Origin of the sequence: Lelliottia sp. (assembly GCF_045627565.1) — a bacterium.
Classification (GTDB): Bacteria; Pseudomonadota; Gammaproteobacteria; order Enterobacterales; family Enterobacteriaceae; genus Enterobacter.
On record NZ_JAZQNX010000019.1, the window covers coordinates 121,936 to 137,695 of the forward strand.

11 protein-coding genes, 1 other RNA gene and 2 pseudogenes are annotated in these 15,760 nt (G+C 38.0%); 6 read left to right on the plus strand and 8 right to left on the minus strand.

The features are described 5' to 3' along the window. Window positions 1-10 precede the first annotated feature (10 nt). On the minus strand, window positions 11-451 hold the full coding sequence (locus ACKI5T_RS11205) for a hypothetical protein (protein ID WP_159514726.1): 441 nt from the start codon (window positions 449-451) through the stop codon (window positions 11-13). A 970-nt stretch (window positions 452-1,421) separates the two neighbouring features. Continuing rightward, on the minus strand, window positions 1,422-2,921 hold the full coding sequence (locus ACKI5T_RS11210; protein ID WP_407437439.1) for a DUF2971 domain-containing protein: 1,500 nt from the start codon (window positions 2,919-2,921) through the stop codon (window positions 1,422-1,424). Window positions 2,922-3,662: 741 nt separating this feature from the next. On the opposite strand from ACKI5T_RS11210, the pseudogene ACKI5T_RS11215 reads away from it, so the two are divergent. The 6 genes and pseudogenes from ACKI5T_RS11215 to ACKI5T_RS11240 all read left to right on the plus strand — a co-directional run bounded on the left by ACKI5T_RS11215 (window position 3,663) and on the right by ACKI5T_RS11240 (window position 8,436). Then, window positions 3,663-4,189 (plus strand): annotated as a pseudogene (locus ACKI5T_RS11215) (DarT ssDNA thymidine ADP-ribosyltransferase family protein). Window positions 4,190-4,193: 4 nt separating this feature from the next. Beyond that, window positions 4,194-4,592, plus strand: a complete 399-nt coding sequence (locus tag ACKI5T_RS11220; protein WP_407437441.1) for a macro domain-containing protein — start codon at window positions 4,194-4,196, stop codon at window positions 4,590-4,592. Between the two features lie 18 nt (window positions 4,593-4,610). Further along, on the plus strand, window positions 4,611-5,165 hold the full coding sequence (locus ACKI5T_RS11225) for a hypothetical protein (RefSeq protein WP_407437443.1): 555 nt from the start codon (window positions 4,611-4,613) through the stop codon (window positions 5,163-5,165). A gap of 220 nt (window positions 5,166-5,385) precedes the next feature. Continuing rightward, window positions 5,386-5,553, plus strand: a pseudogene (locus ACKI5T_RS11230) (transposase); the annotation flags it as partial. 185 nt (window positions 5,554-5,738) lie between these two features. Next, on the plus strand, window positions 5,739-6,893 hold the full coding sequence (locus ACKI5T_RS11235) for a hypothetical protein (RefSeq protein WP_407437445.1): 1,155 nt from the start codon (window positions 5,739-5,741) through the stop codon (window positions 6,891-6,893). A 790-nt stretch (window positions 6,894-7,683) separates the two neighbouring features. Further along, window positions 7,684-8,436 (plus strand): hypothetical protein, encoded by a 753-nt coding sequence (locus ACKI5T_RS11240; protein WP_407437447.1) that lies wholly within the window; start codon window positions 7,684-7,686, stop codon window positions 8,434-8,436. A gap of 1,208 nt (window positions 8,437-9,644) precedes the next feature. Here the strand turns inward: ACKI5T_RS11240 and ACKI5T_RS11245 are convergent. The 6 genes from ACKI5T_RS11245 to smpB form a co-directional block, all read right to left on the minus strand. Then, window positions 9,645-10,541, minus strand: coding sequence for a plasmid partitioning protein RepB C-terminal domain-containing protein (locus tag ACKI5T_RS11245; RefSeq protein WP_159514722.1), 897 nt, complete (start codon window positions 10,539-10,541; stop codon window positions 9,645-9,647). Then, complete coding sequence (locus ACKI5T_RS11250) at window positions 10,538-11,434, minus strand: ParB/RepB/Spo0J family partition protein (RefSeq protein WP_023337657.1); 897 nt, start codon at window positions 11,432-11,434, stop codon at window positions 10,538-10,540. The genes ACKI5T_RS11245 and ACKI5T_RS11250 overlap by 4 nt, the downstream gene beginning before the upstream one ends. Beyond that, window positions 11,424-12,980, minus strand: a complete 1,557-nt coding sequence (locus ACKI5T_RS11255; protein WP_159514720.1) for a recombinase family protein — start codon at window positions 12,978-12,980, stop codon at window positions 11,424-11,426. The genes ACKI5T_RS11250 and ACKI5T_RS11255 overlap by 11 nt, the downstream gene beginning before the upstream one ends. 282 nt (window positions 12,981-13,262) lie before the next feature. Then, on the minus strand, window positions 13,263-14,492 hold the full coding sequence (locus ACKI5T_RS11260) for an integrase domain-containing protein (RefSeq protein WP_159514719.1): 1,230 nt from the start codon (window positions 14,490-14,492) through the stop codon (window positions 13,263-13,265). A 166-nt stretch (window positions 14,493-14,658) separates the two neighbouring features. Then, window positions 14,659-15,021, minus strand: a transfer-messenger RNA (tmRNA) gene (gene ssrA / locus ACKI5T_RS11265). A gap of 98 nt (window positions 15,022-15,119) precedes the next feature. Beyond that, window positions 15,120-15,602 carry an SsrA-binding protein SmpB gene (smpB, locus tag ACKI5T_RS11270; RefSeq protein ID WP_407437451.1) on the minus strand — a complete coding sequence of 161 codons (483 nt, stop codon included), beginning with the start codon at window positions 15,600-15,602 and terminating at the stop codon, window positions 15,120-15,122. Between the last annotated feature and the right edge of the window lie 158 nt (window positions 15,603-15,760).

The window sequence follows — 15,760 nt, forward strand, 5'->3', positions numbered from 1 at the left end:
TCTCTCCTTTTTAGGCTGCGAATTTGTTATAAATTTCATTGTTAGCACTATACTCTTTGATTTTTACGATATCGTCATAGATCCGTGAGAATGAAAACCATGAGATCTCTTTAACTTCTCTCTTCTTGTTTTGATAAATGATATTGCACCCGCGAAACTGAAATGCATTGTTGAAGGTGTCATTGTTTGCGTTTCTGAGAAAATGTACAAATGATTTAATTGTCTCTTTCTTGCTTACGTTGTAAGAGAGAAAGGTATGAATAGAAAAGAGGGTTAAGATATTTCTCTGAGTAATCATATGCCTGGAAAAGTAACAAAAGTAAAAATCCCGCTCTTCACTTACTGGTTTTCCGAATACAGAAAATTGTGGGTTATATAATCTATAGAGATCTGCATTCTTTTTGGTTTTGGCAAGGTAGTTTGTCAGTGTTGGGTAATTGTGTTTTTTCATTTTTATTCTCCTTTATTGTTTTGGTGAAATGAATATATATTATCAAATAAATATAAATCAAATTTATTTTTTAATGATGAAAAATACGCAAGCGTTTTCTTTTTATTTAATTAATTTAATTTGATGTTTTATATAAGGAATATAATATTTGTCAAAAAGTGCTGTTTTTATTTATCATTAATAAACTTGTTTGTTTATGGGTGAAATTACATGATTGTCAGGAATAGAGGCTGAAAATATCAGGTGTTGATAGGAGTATAAATTGTGGTATATGCTCTTCAGAGAGCGGGGTAGTATTTTTTCGAGATTTTATATTGCAGGAATATTTTCAGTAACAGTGTTCCATCAATAAAAAATTGCTTCAACTCTATCCATATTATGATTGTTAGAGTGAGGAGGGAAACTGGCTCATATCATCTCAGTTATTCTGTGCTCAGGTATAACTTTTAATTCGAATCAAACTATTGTTCATAGGTGTACCAATAAAGCTAAGAAATTCATATCTGAGAAAACATTTACGGCCTGCTTTCTCCGCTGTTCTGATCGATAGTTGATTTTCAGGGACAATAGTTCCTATAAAAAAGGAGGTATTTTCGGCATGCTGGCAAAGAGTCTACTCCCTTACTCGCGTGTCCAATATTCGCAGGTAAGATCAGTCTCAGCCCGGAACAGTTTGAAAGTCAGAACCTCGCTTAGGGCCGCGTACACATTATGTGGATAGGATCAGAGCACCTACTGGCTCGAAAGAAAAGCGGCGATCATCACGTGATTCTCGCTCAATATTCGTAACCAGTAAGCGCATGCCCTGAATCACTTCAAAGTGTAATTCTCAGGGAGCGAATGACTATATCTCGCTTACATCAGATCTTCAGCTCACTAAGCTTGTCCGCTTAGTGCCAAGAACAGACGTTCACATAAATTTAGTTCCAGATATTCTCAATAGTCAGTTTAAGTATTGACAGCACCACTACTATTTATCCGGGTAATGGCGCTGTTTTTTATTTATTGATATTTCTATATTTTTTAGCTCGGCCAATGTGGCCAGTAGCAAAAATTCAAGTGTATTTGTTAATGGGTTATGATAGACTTGATGGAAGTAAAATTCAGACTTATTATGCTTTTCGCATAGTAAAATTATCATGTTAATTATTTGATAAATATCTTCAAATGATGTTTTTGCGCCAAAACAAATGCCTTTAAGTGCGGAAAATTCATATTTCAACTTTCTGTATGTTGGGCTTGATGCATCGGGTAGTGAAGGGTTATAAACGATTCGATATTCATATTCCTCAGCCCAGTCCTTCCACTTTCGTGTTAATCGAACATCTAAATCATCCCAGTATTTATCTCTTGTGCAGTTACTACCATAACCACGGCTTGCAGTACTTATACGTTTATTTCTGTCAGTAAGCCAATTATAGTCAAGTTCTGAACGAGTTAAATGATATAAAGTCTCGAAAAAATTAAGTTCGACGGGTTCATTTTTATACTCAACTTTTTGAAATTTAGCCCGCCATTTACGACTTCCCAATCCATCAGGTTTATCCCAAGGGACCGTAAGCATAAGACAAGGTTCATTATCATCATTGGGTATTGTATCAAAAATCAAACAAGCACCTTTGTGATTATCTCCATAAGAGCCCCAAATGGCTGAGTTTTTACAAGAAGACATAAAACAAGCGACATACCACGGGCTATGTGTAAGATTAGGCAACTGTTCTACATATAAACTGGGGAAGTCTATGAGTTGCGAGCATTGATTACCCGACCGTTTTTCCACTATACTTCTTTTAAATAGTTCATTTTTATATTTTTGCGCGATAAGAACAAATTTCAATTCAACTTCATCAGACGACTGATTATATTTATTATTATATTTTTGCAATTCTAGAAGAGTTTCGGAAAATTGGAATTCTTTACCCTGAATGATTGACTTGTATTCAGGTACGATCCTATGCTTTGCAAAGACAAAAAACAACCTATCGGTTATAAACGAGTGCATTGCTACAAATTGACAATGTAGCTCTTCTTTAGTTACCTTTCGTTCTTTATAAGAAAGTTCTCGAATGTGCGCTTGTAGCCTATTATTAGCAAGAATCAGCTCTGATACTTCTTCATATACGCGCACTAAAAATTCAGGTGCGCGAGAAAGTACTATGGGGATTGGTTGATGTTCTACGCCTCCCATTCTTTCAATTTGGTGAGTTCCTAAGGCATAGATATAATGCTTAAAGAGGTTAGCCCAAACAATCTCATCACCAGCCCAATAAAGTTTTGTGTAACCTTCGAATGGATCGTTTAAATCTTCTGGGCAAGAGGCAAAAATATAACCTTCTTCCAACTCACCTAGAATAGCTTGTCTAGCTGGCTCTAGACATGTTCCATCTTCGGAAAATTTTCCGGGGGTGGCGGGTTGGCCTAGCAACCGACTAATAGGGCGGAACCTATAAAAAACTCTGGGAATATCCATGCTCATATGTCCACTTTACCATACCAAGAACGCTAGCATTTCAATGTATCACAATCATGCATTTATGGCAGCGCAAGCAAATCAGGCAGTAATAAATTTTGGGCTTCCGCATCTCGCTCACAGCAGACCTTCAGCTAAGTAAGCTCGTCCGATTAGTGGCAGGAGCGGACGTTGCTCATACCCATCGATGCAATGAAAACTAGTACTCATGGGGAAGGCCAGAATGTCCCTGCGTTTTTCAAAGAACGCAGCTAAGAGCACGTATCACCCCAAAAATCTCTGCAAGTGTGACCTTATGAACTGAGCATATCTAAACCTTGCTCTCCACATACCCTTTTCCAATGGACTTAGGCTTTGTTGATGAAATCAGATTCTGAGCGAACATCTCTGTCGCTGGTTGAGTTTTCAGGCAATACATACTCTTTCAGGCATACCTGCCTTTTTCATTTTGTTCTGCGCATGCACCATGGCCATTGCCCCCTCAAACCGGCTATCGGAATCACTCAGCATTTGTAGACCACTGAACAGTTGTTTTACCTTGTATATCAATAATGCCAAATCACACACCAAAAAAAACTAAAAATTAGATTGATAGGAAGTATTCAATGAGAATGGTCTTAAATGCCTTGACTGCCAGTGAGGTTTGGTTTTATATGAGGATCTACGAATTTAAAAGGATAAGTTGAAATGAGCGAAAGGAAAAAAATCGAAGATCAGGCTCTTCTCTATCATTTAACATGTATGGATAATCTCCCTAATATTTTAGACACAGGATTAAGATCCCGTGCGTCAGTAAAAGGCGAGTTTGTTGATGTGGCCGACGGAGAAATAATAACAGGTCGCGAAGCTTAAATTTGCAAACAATGGTTCCCTTTCATTTTTTTACTAAAAATCCATTTGATGGAAGAGTTTTGAAAGACCATAAAGAAAAATCATTTTGCATTATTTCGGTTAGACGAATATTTGCCAGTAAAAATGGTTGGAAAATTATTCCTAAACATCCATTATCCGCCAGTTCTGCTGTCAGCCTCTTAGATTATGAACAAGGGATGACTCAAATTAACTGGGAGCTTATGAATACAAGGGATTATAAAAATGCAGAATGCAAATCTGTATGTATGGCTGAGTGTTTATCAAGTGTAACGGTCGAGCCGGAAAATTTTTGCTGCATCTATGTCAAAAATGACGACGAAAAAAAATATGTTGAAGACTTGATAAAAAAACAAGGGTTAAGTATATTTGTAACAGTCAACTCTTATATGTTCTAATTTTATGATTAAGTATGCAAGCGGAAATCTTCTAACTTCTACATCGCAGGCTCTTGTGAATGCTGTAAACTGCCAAGGAGTCATGGGAAAGGGTATTGCTTTGGCTTTCAAAGAAAGCTTTCCCAATAATTTCGAAGTTTACAAAAGAGCTTGTGGCACTGGTACAATGAAAATTGGACAGGTTTTACTTGTTGAAGAAAAGGGAAAGATAATCGTAAACTTTCCCACTAAGGATAGTTGGAGAAAAAAATCAACATATGATTTTATCTCCCAAGGCCTTGAATCTTTAACAAAGTCCATAGTCGAAAGAAAAATCACATCAATATCAATACCACCTTTAGGGTGTGGTAACGGGGGCCTCGCTTGGAATAAAGTTGAAGCTCTTATTTTGAAAGCTTTTTAAAGTTTAGATAATGTTGAGGTGGTAATTTACCCGCCTGCAACCAATAATCAACTGTCAAAAAATAAAAACATTATTAATGCTAAACATCTTTTGGTTCACTATGCCTATGGGAAATTAAAAGTTAAGCAAAAATTCTCCCTTTATACAGTTTTTTATATTTGCGAATGTATTGAGAAAGCAAATCTTTTCTTATTCGATTTTAAACATGGGCGGCCATATTCTTCTGAGTTAGAAAATGTTATGAAGGATATAGCAAACCTTAAAGTCGAGTTGCAGGACGATTTTGACTCTTTTATTGAAGAATATATTAATACTCATCAATCCAAAGAGTTACAAATCGAGTTTGGTAAGCTAATTTCAACTTTAAAGCCAAGTATCAGTTTGCTCAATGAGCTTAAAAATAAGGTTGATTATACAGATAGCGTACATGTGATCACGAGAATTGCCAATGAAAAAAATCATGGCTTGCACATTGATGATTTCAATGAAAATAAAAATATTGTGCAACAATTAATTAAAAATGGATTAGTAACCGAAGATATCTTTAACGAACTAAAAATAAAGGGAAGTTAGTAGAGCTCTTTTCTATTTTTTTGCTAAAATTGCGCAGCACTTCCTCTTTCGCATTCACTGACAACACAGGCACTCTTACTATAATTTTCCTATCAATTGCGGCGCCATGACTTGTTTGTATAAGTGGTATCATGCTGAATAACTGGGATTGACCTGCTCCCCGTTCATTAATACACCGTGATGTTAATAATGTCTTCTTCAATAACATAAGCACATTCCCATGAAGAAGCTTTTTTCCGACGAACAGATCACCAGCATCCTTTGAGAAACCGAAGCCGGGGTTTCTGCCCAGCAACTCTGCCCAATACACACTATTTCGGACGCTACTTTCTACACTTGGCGCAAGAAGTTTGACGGCATGGAAGTCTCCGAGGCGAATCGGCTCAAGCTATAAGTATCTCAGAAAATCGCGCCAGTAACATTTGAAGCTCCCCTGGTAATCTTATTAAGTCCACTTCCGCTCCTCGCTCATTGCAGACCTTCGGCTCCAGCAGATCGTCCGCTTCGTGCCAGAAGCGGAAGTTGCTTCGTGCTGGGATAGGATGATTACGGAAATGTGTTCATGAGTATTTCATGACGCATGAATTGAATTATAATTCAATTAGATATACTATATTTATAATTAAAAATAGCATTGTAATATTTAAAAGATATATGTTATTGACACGCACTATTTATTCTTTTAAATTTACAAGTGAGGTTTGTATGCGTAGAGTAGTAATTGACACAAATATTTTATATTCCCTGACTGGAGTTTCTGTGAATGAAAAGGTGGTAACTTCGAGTCTTAATGATTTTAAGCTATCCATAACCACCCCATCAATTATAGAGATGGTTGTTAAATTTCAATATGATTTAGATACAATAAAGAAATGCCTCGAACCTATCATAAATGAAAGCATTGAGCTCATTAGCATAGGTCATGCCCCAATTTCGAATGAATATCTTTACATGTTACACTTCGCGAAGGAAATAGAAGAAGTTGCAGATCTCATTGATGAGATTAAAACGTTAAAAATCTCCAGGGAAGCTGAATTCTACAGGTTTATACTTATATTAGTTGTTTCTGGGTTATTTGAGGTTATTAGAGAGGATGGCTACAAATTTTGTGATGAGACACGAAATCAAAAACAATTAATGATGGTGCGTTCTTTATTTGAGTCTAACATGGATCTAATATTAGATTACTTTAAAGATGAAATACGTAATGGATATATGAATGGAAATGAACAACAAGCTGCCCTAGATGCTTTCCAAAGTAAAATAATCATGTTATTAAATGTTTTTCATATAAATTATCACATGATTAAAACCGATACATTTCCTTATAATGAATCCTCGGTGAACCTTGAGAACTTAATCATTAGTTTAGATAGTGATAACTTTAACATAAAACTTAAAAAATACATCGACAATCCTTTATCTTTTGCATCTAAAGCAAAATACAATACGATAATAAATAATTATATGGCAGAAATGAGAAATGGAATGCTAGATTTGAGTGGGCTCACTGAGAAGTCTATGGATTTCCTATTGAATAAGATTGACAGTGCTTATAAAAATGGCAGGAAGTTGCGAAAAAATGACATATTTGATTTCCTGATTGTTATTTCCTTAAACATGCCAGACACTTTGATTGTTACACTTGATAAAGGTTTCCTGAAAGATCTTGAACATCTTGATTATAATAGCTACCAACTTTGTCAAAAGTTAGGCTATATAAAGTGAAACTTTCAGTGAATGTAATGAAACCATTACACCAACTTTTAGATTACTCTGGATAAGACAGCAGTAAGAATAATTGCAGAGGTCCTCTTTTCGCTCATTGCTGCCGGTTAAATACCTCGTATTCAGTATGAGAGGTGATAGTCATAATTGCTGATGAACTGAATTGGCGTAGTGTTCAGGTGTAGCGGGGAATTAAGCGAGGGGCAGTACACTGGCCGCAGGCGCGATCTCACCAGTGGTTAGAACTCAAATGGGGCTCTCCGCCTTTTTTGCGTGAAAACCAAAGCGGTCCTTCGCGTTGGTCGGTCGGCAATCGCTCAATAACTGTCATATACGAAAGCCGATTCCGACCTAGGGAGTGTGCCCTCATCCTTAGTGAGCCATCTCAAATCTCACTCTGAAACAGAATATCTGTGCCCATGAGACATGAAAACTTAAATTGACAATCCCGGCACTCTGCCTTAGAAAAGAGGGAGGGCAAGTTGCGCATTTAAATCTGAAACTAGTCGTTGGCTAGAGAGGGCTCGCTTTCGCAGGAGTTATTTCTGCTGATGTAGACCTAGATGAAATGCTTGAGCCTGCTAAATGAATGCACGAATTTACTGTTATAAAAATATTAATCTTACGCATCCTATGAAAGCCGCATCTTATGATTGACTGCCACCACCTCAAACCAGCTTGTGAGTTTTCTCCCAAAACATGGACGGCTCAGTCGTAGTCAAAGTAAATGGTTTCCTAATCCGCGAAGTGTACACGCCTAATAGCATTTATCTAAAATTTAGGGATAATTATGGAAGATGTCAAAAAGTTGCTCATAGATAATGGGTTGGAGATTTGCTCTAACCCGGTTGACAACGGCCAAGTTTTGAAAGTGTATCATAATGACATATTATGCAAAATAGCAAAGATCGATTCTCATCCAGCGAGGCTGACGGCAGGCTATCAAGGAATGCTCAACGACGTTTATAAAATACAAGCTTATGCTGAGCTCGGTAGCAAAATAGTTAACGAGAAACTGCAAAATGACTCACCGGTTAGAGAGTTTAGATTCGATGATCAAAATCATTTAATTTGTAGCAGCTTATACCTATCAGCAATCACACTATACGGAAAGTGCTTCACATCTGCCGACGGAAGAGTTGCCCAGCTACAAGAAACTCAGGTGTTGAAGAGGATGTCTGAATCTCAGCAAAAAAAACACATGAAATTTATGGATCTTCGACACAACTGGACCGGGCACGGCGGAAAGAGTAATCACGAATTGATGTGTGGGATAGTGGCTTTTTTGCCTAACAACACAGCCCAACCCATTTACCCAGCTTTGAGCATTGGTTTCTCTGTGGCAGGAATCTTCGAAGAGCTTTCGGAGTTGTCCTCTGTTCTGGCTGATGAAATCCAATATCGAAAAGACCTACATTCGGCTGACGTATTTAAGAATGTGGATCAGAAAGAGTATCTGCATAAATTACGGGATGAATCTGATTTTTCTCTTTTTATTGAAACTCCTCAGCCAGAAAAAAAAGTAAAAGTTAAACGAAAATAAAACAAGCGTACTTAACATTTAGGTATGCGTCCGACCAATTCACCCTGTAAGAGACCGTAAGCCTAAAGCGCCCCTGATTTGCTGCTCACAATCAACTCCCAGATTATTGTAGACAATCCAACGCTGCTACTGTCCATCGAGCCTGATACAGGCTCGATGATTCTGCTGCCCAAAGACAGGCACCACGGGTACCAAGTTACCATGCCGAGGCCGAACCGTGTAGACCTAGCCCCATCGATTAATACACCTCAATGTTAGTCATGTTGTTGGAGTTGCGAACTTCCGCTCTTCGCTCACAGCGGACCTTCAGCTCAGTTAGCTTGAACGCTCCGTGCCAAAGTCGACCTTTCTATAGTAATCTGTCACAAAACATTGGGCGCAGTTCAATGGATATGTGCTTACTGGGTCTGGCTGTTCTTTTCTAACCGAAGGGCTGAAAAGCAAGAGGAACTCGGAGAAGCAAGCGCAGCGGCTTCGTAGAGTTAGCCCTTGCTTCTCTTATAATTGGCATTATTCATTCAAGAACAAGAGGATCTTCGCTTGTACAAGCGAAGCTATAATAAAAACAATCAATTAATTATTTTAAAAGTATTACACAAGAACCTATTGACATTCATAAAATACAAGTTATTTATAATGTATGCCATAAATAAAAAGTTTTATGTCATATGTATCCTGCACTATGTGCAGTTAATGTACTACTTGTCCCATATATGGGGATATTGGAAAGGTTACTTTGTTTTGAAGTAGCCTTTCGTCCTTCAATATTAACGATTACTTATTGCTATTACCAAGTCCAGTCGAATCGAAGAACATCTTTTATCTGAAACGACTCCTAATACCCGGTTAAAGCCACAATATCTCTCGCATACGTAGACCAAAGAAAAATTATGATATTAACTATGTGATTTTTTTAGTGTTAAGTTGAATAATTAAATACTGGAGAGTTTTCTGTGCACTACCAATTGCTGGTTCATCTGTTCTGCCGCTGATGTTTCTGACTAATCTCCTGGTGACACAGAACTGTCCCTCTCTACCAGCCTTTATTCGACTCAATGTCCGGCTGCTGATACGCAGTTATCCCTTCGTATCAATGACTGACACTTAAACGTAATGCTTTAGTTGCTGGCGTATCTGACAGCTTCTTCGGCGTGAAGGTCGTTGTGTAAGTATACTTCTTGGTTTATTTAGGCTATATAAAACCATGACTATGACTTGCTGTTTTCAATAAGAGTCTTATCGTCCAAAGAATTTATTCTAGAAATTCTTTTTAACTCATTAAGATAATCAACCTCGTTTTCTAAGAACCAATGAAGAACTTTAGAGTTGCCAAGTAATTTATTAATATATGACTGGATTATAACGAATTTCAACATATCTGAACCATACTCGGTTTGAAGCTTTTTCGTTTCTTCCGAAGTTGTTGCCATTTCTTGTTCCAGACGAAGTATGGTTTTTTTTATGTCCTTTTTATAGGGAGTGTTTTTCCCTTTATTTACTATCATCGATGCCGGTGTTGCATCCAAGATGCTCATTGCAAATTTTTTACTATAATTATCAAAATTAATCATTGTACCGACTGCTTCAATTTGGCGAATTGGCTTCATTTTCCTCAAAACGTCAAATGTAGCCTTAGGTATAGGTTTATCAGAAAGTTTCGCAATTACACTTGGATCTATGCCGTTCATCACATTAGCTTTATCTTTTATGGCATCAACAGATATGCCCAAAGCAGCACTAAGTTTTTCAATTGATACTTTTGCCAGAGACTTAATTATCATTCTATGTTCTTCTACTACATTTATATGATTCACTTGTTTGTTAGGAGTGAAAGCATCATCTATGCTCGAAAGTATACATGGAGCTTTTTCTATACCTAAGTCTTTTAAAGCCTCAACCCTCAAATGGCCATCAAGTATCTTAGTGACATCTTTATCTTTGTCATAGAACACTATTATTGGTTCAATAATACCTAAGCTTTCGATAGAGGTAACTATTTGATAATATTTATGGCTTCGCTTTACGTTTTCTAATAATTCCTTAGATGGAATTAACTTATTAGTTTCCAGGTAAATAAAATTATCGCCAAAACGTATCTGAATCATTTTGATACCTCTTTGTTTACTGGGTTTAATATCTGAGATGGTAGTTCTGAAAGATTCTCTTGTTCAAGTATATGTTGAAAGCTTTTATTCATCATTATGATGTTAAAAATCTCATTTACTATTAGTAGATTGGTTTTTATGAATTTTGAGTTGTTATAAACAGATTTATGTTCAGCGATACTATTTTCATAAAGCTCAATCAACTCCTCTGCAGTCATCCTTTTTGATGGTTTGTGATAATAAAATCCGGCTGCTTTTGCACCTTTATTCCCAACTGTTCTTTGATTTAGAATGTGTTTTATCTTTATAATGTCCCGACTTTTTATTAATTTTTTATCATATGCTTCGGTAAGAATATCTTGTGCTTCCTCAGTTTCACATCTTGCAAATTGCACTGCGAGATATAGAGGCAAATTACCCCGTTCGACTGCTGAGAGAAGTTTATGCTCTCCCTTATCAAGTAGCATATTAATACTGCTCACCCAGTTCGATGAATATCCAGTAATCTCACTTATTTCGGAGTCTGAAAGTCCTCTGATTTTCATGTCTTTAATCACCTGTAATAACTCATTAGAACGTGGTCTTCTCCTTGCAATGTTTTCAACTAAACTCATAACGTAAGCATCTTCTTCTGATACATCTCTTACAATTGCTGGAATAATAGTTTCACCTAATGCAACGAGAGCTTCTATTCTCCCTTGACCACAAATTAAAGCATATTTGAAATCGTCTTCATCAATAGCTCTTACGCTTATAGGTTTGCTTAATCCTCTTTTTTTTATGCTTTCCTTTATTTCTTCATGCACTACCTTATTTCTTGTTCGTGGGTTAAGAAATTTTATTTTTGCAATCTCAATTTGAATTATTGGGAATTCATTTTTTTCAGGCAGCATATAGTTCCCTCACTTTCATGCGAGTAATAATTTGTAGAAGTTTATCAAGATTATCAAATCTATAGAGATCTAATCGAATGTTGTTTGTTTCCGTCATGCACATTTTACTATATTCGTTTTCAATCTTTGGTATGATATAAAAATCAAGAGGTGAAATATTTTGTGAATTCATTCGTATAACAATTGTTATGTCTGCTTTCTGTGAGTTATCAAACCGGACTTTCCATCTAAGTTTACCTGATTTCATATGTATGCATTTAGTAACAAGGACGGAAATTAAAAACTCATCATTGATGTAAAGCATTGGGGCATATTTATACTCGTCTATATGACAGTTACTTTTTAAAATTTCACCTTTAAAATCCTCAATTATCTCTGAGTAAAATGATCTTAGTGCTTCATTTATTTTGAGATAGCTGTAATCATGTTCTGGCTTATAACCAATCAAAGTATATGCTCTTAAAAGACCACCAAATCGCGTTCTATAAACAGAAGATGAAGGGCCTGTATCATCTTCATCAATGATAAAGCCTGATAGTTTTCCATTAGATTCTAATTTTTGTTTTAGTTTTTCTAATAGATCTTCATTAGTCAAATGAATGGATCGGAGCTGAATTATTTCTTGAGCTTTATTATATTTTTTCTTTGAAATAATAGGTTTATATGCCTTGTCACATCTAACCCATTCATGTTTGGGGTTTTTTACAAGCCTACTTTTTAGTTTGGATGAGGTTTTGTTATATATGTTGTTTCCAATATATTTTTCATTTGTCAAAATTTGATGTATTTTTGCACGAGTCCATAATGTTCCATTTTCTGCAGGAATGTTCTGTTCATTTAATCTCTCAGCAATAATAAATTCTGGAACGTTATTATCTATAAAGAGATCATAGATTCTATTTACAATTTTTATTTCATTTTTTGGTCCCGGAATTAATATTACCCTATCTGTTTGAATGCTCTTTCTTTTGCGGAAACTCAATATTTCTTTAGCTATGCCATTTTCGTCTACTAAAAGACGTCTCAGTCCATAACCAGCCATACCGCCTTGATGATAACCAAGCTTTATTAAATTTACTTGCCCTATAAATACCTTTTCAGATAAATTCCTGCTGTGATATGCAGCACTAGATCTTTTTATATTGAGTATAACAGAGGACTCTAAAGGGAAATCTTTAGTGGGTATAGGTTCGGAACAATATATAAGATCTACACCATTTCTCTCAAATAGAAAGGAATAATATGCAGCTTCATCACTATTTTGAAAACGACCAAAACGGCTCACATCATAAAATAATACAGCCTGTATATCTATTTTCTTTTGTTCTACATCGTTAAGTAACTGCTGCAAAGAATGCCTGCCTACGATACTGACTCCGCTCTTACCTGCATCATCGTAGGTATAAGCGATTTCCATATTGTTCTTTTCAGCATAATCTTTGATATATTCGGACTGATTATGTAAAGAATATTGCTGATGGTCGGTAGACATCCTCAAGTACTGTGCGACCCTAACTCTATGATTTTTGTCATTTTCGCTAGCCATGCACGAAACCTCATGGATGATTCAATACAATGTAGAGGATAAAATTGATCAAATTTTAACCGAATTCAACTGTTTTATCATTGATTAGAGCGAATTTGGTAGATCTTCGAGGTGTATGATAATCGAGAAGAGATGTGAATTATTTAGCTGATATGACCGACAGCTTTCGTTATTTGGCCTCAAGGTACCCATTTGTAAATGGCTATGCTTAGTCCACATAGGTTAATGGTGTGATCATTAATTCTTCAAATAAATCAAGATAGTTAACCCATCATGGAAGAGTTATGCGGCAATAACTTTGTATTTTTGAGACGAAACATAGTCACTCCACCATTGCATGAGAACCACACGTTCTGTGAGATACTCTGCACGATTGTAGGCTGCAATTATTTCATCTTTTTTCGAGTGGGCAAGGGCGGCTTCTAAGACATCAGTTCTAAACTTGCCACACTCCTCAGCAGCCGTTCTGGCGATTGATCGCATACCATGAGCTACAAGCTCACCTCCGAAGCCCATACGGATTATAGCCGCATTAGCTGTTTGTTCATGCATGTGATTGAGTGGAGCTTTGATACTGGGAAAAACCCACTCTCTATGCCCGCTGATGGCTTTCATTGAATCCAAGACTCGCAAAGCTTCTTTGCTCAGTGGAACTTTGTGAGGTTTCTTCATTTTCATAAACTCCGCCGGGATGTTCCACATGCCGGTTTCTATATCAATATCTGACCATCTTGTGCGAACAGCTTCACCAGGGCGAACCCATGTGAGAAGTTGCCACTCAATCAGTAGCCTTGTTTCTAAACGGACAGAAGCATTGTTTAGAGCAACCAGGAAGCGGGGGAGTTCGGAAGGGGGTAATGCTGGCATATTCTGTTTTTTTGGCTTGCTGAACCGTTGCCCCAGGTTGTCAGCCGGATTGAATTCTATGAGTTCTTCTGTTGCTGCATAGCGGAAAATTTCATTCAGGCGGGATATGATGCGGCGAAGTGTTTCAAGGACACCTCGTTTTTCTATGGGTTCTAAATGCTGTTTAAGCATTTTAGGGCGAATCTCCTTAATGGGGGTATCACCCAACGTTGGAAAGATATTTCTCTCTAGGCTTCGCCAGATGTCGTTAGCATGATCTTGGGAGATGCCTGACGTTTTGACTTTCTCATCAAGCCACTTCCTGGCTACTGCTTGAAATGTATGTTCCGTGGCATCCTTAAGGGCATTGGCTTTGTGGGTGTTATGAACTTGTGGGTCTATACCATTTGCAAGCAACGACAAGTACTCATCACGTAAAGCTCGTGCCTTCGCAAGTGTAAGGTGAGGATAGGTTCCTAAGCTCACCTTAGTTCGCTTTTTGGTCACAGGCACTGCATATCTGAAATACCAATTTTTCTTTCCTCCCTTCGCCAAGGGGGCGATTCGCAGGAGCAAACCATCGCCGTCAAAAAGGTTAACCTCTTTCTCGGCAGGTTTGGTGCTTTTGATTTCAGTGTCAGTGAGCTTCTTAGCGATTTTTGCCATGTTTGGGACCCTCATGTTTTGGACCCTTCGTGTTGGGTCCCAAAAAGGGTGCCATAACGAGTAGATTCTAGCAATTCTCGGTAGACTATTATAGACGTAAAAAAGCCCGCAAGGCTGGTTCCATGCGGGCTTGATAGACTTCACTGAACTTCAATATATCAAAAATTGGTGGAGCTGGGGGGATTTGAACCCCCGTCCGAAATTACTACATCCTCGGTACTACATGCTTAGTCAGTCTTTACATTCGCACGCCAGCTGCGGACAGACACGCCACTAACGAACTAGCCTGATTAGTTTTAGCACTTCAGCCCCAGGCAGGACATCCGCGCGATCTCTTTTGGGTTTGACCTCTCTTTATCCCCGTCTTAAGAGCGGAAGCTAGGGAGAGAGGGCTCTTAGCAGGGTATTAAGCTGCTAAAGCGTAGTTTTCGTCGTTTGCGACTATTTTTTTGCGGCTTTTTACGAGGCAAACCGCCCCTCGGCATGCACCTTGGGTTTCGCAAATCCCGTCGAATCCAGAATCAGCCCCAATGTGTTGAACTCAGTATACCAGAACTGCCAACGGAGATGCCAGTCCGGAACGTCAAGTTCTTAAATCACTGTAATCTGTATAAAATTTACGCGGGGTTAACGCCCTGCGTGTTTCATGATTCGTGCTTTATCGACCTGCCATTCGCGATCTTTCAGATCTGAACGTTTGTCATGCTGTTTCTTACCTTTCGCAACGCCGATTTTGACTTTGCACCAGGCGTTCTTCCAGTACAGCGAGAGCGCAACGACGGTATAACCTTCCCGGTTGATACGCCCGTAAAGGGATTGCAGCTCGCGCTGATTCAGCAGCAGTTTACGGGTGCGAATCGGATCGCAAACGTAGTGGGAAGAGGCGACAGCCAGCGGCGTGAAGTTCGCGCCGAACAGGAAGGCTTCGCCATCAATCAGGATCACATAGCTGTCGCTGATATTGGCTTTCCCCGCACGCAGGGATTTAACTTCCCAGCCCTGTAAGGAGAGACCAGCTTCGAATTCTTCTTCAATGAAATATTCATGGCGGGCACGCTTGTTGAGCGCAATGGTGGCCGAGCCAGGTTTATGTACTTTTTTCTTCGTCATAAGTGTCGTAAAACCATAGGTCATCTGATTTCAAAAAGTAACCTCATTGCGACTGCGTCCTGTGAGGTCTAACGCGCTATCTTAGCACGAGATGAGGCCTGCCGTTTTTTTAACAAGGGATAAATGTTATTATTTGTTGGTTGTGTGACCATGGAAAA

Coding starts and splice junctions, on each gene's coding strand:
- ACKI5T_RS11240 (WP_407437447.1), top strand. CDS start 7,684: ATGGAAGATGTCAAAAAGTTGCTCATAGATAATGGGTTGGAGATTTGC.
- ACKI5T_RS11250 (WP_023337657.1), bottom strand. CDS start 11,434: ATGCTGCCTGAAAAAAATGAATTCCCAATAATTCAAATTGAGATTGCA.
- ACKI5T_RS11205 (WP_159514726.1), bottom strand. CDS start 451: ATGAAAAAACACAATTACCCAACACTGACAAACTACCTTGCCAAAACC.
- ACKI5T_RS11235 (WP_407437445.1), top strand. CDS start 5,739: ATGACGCATGAATTGAATTATAATTCAATTAGATATACTATATTTATA.
- ACKI5T_RS11220 (WP_407437441.1), top strand. CDS start 4,194: ATGATTAAGTATGCAAGCGGAAATCTTCTAACTTCTACATCGCAGGCT.
- ACKI5T_RS11210 (WP_407437439.1), bottom strand. CDS start 2,921: ATGGATATTCCCAGAGTTTTTTATAGGTTCCGCCCTATTAGTCGGTTG.
- ACKI5T_RS11245 (WP_159514722.1), bottom strand. CDS start 10,541: ATGATTCAGATACGTTTTGGCGATAATTTTATTTACCTGGAAACTAAT.
- ACKI5T_RS11260 (WP_159514719.1), bottom strand. CDS start 14,492: ATGGCAAAAATCGCTAAGAAGCTCACTGACACTGAAATCAAAAGCACC.
- smpB (WP_407437451.1), bottom strand. CDS start 15,602: ATGACGAAGAAAAAAGTACATAAACCTGGCTCGGCCACCATTGCGCTC.
- ACKI5T_RS11255 (WP_159514720.1), bottom strand. CDS start 12,980: ATGGCTAGCGAAAATGACAAAAATCATAGAGTTAGGGTCGCACAGTAC.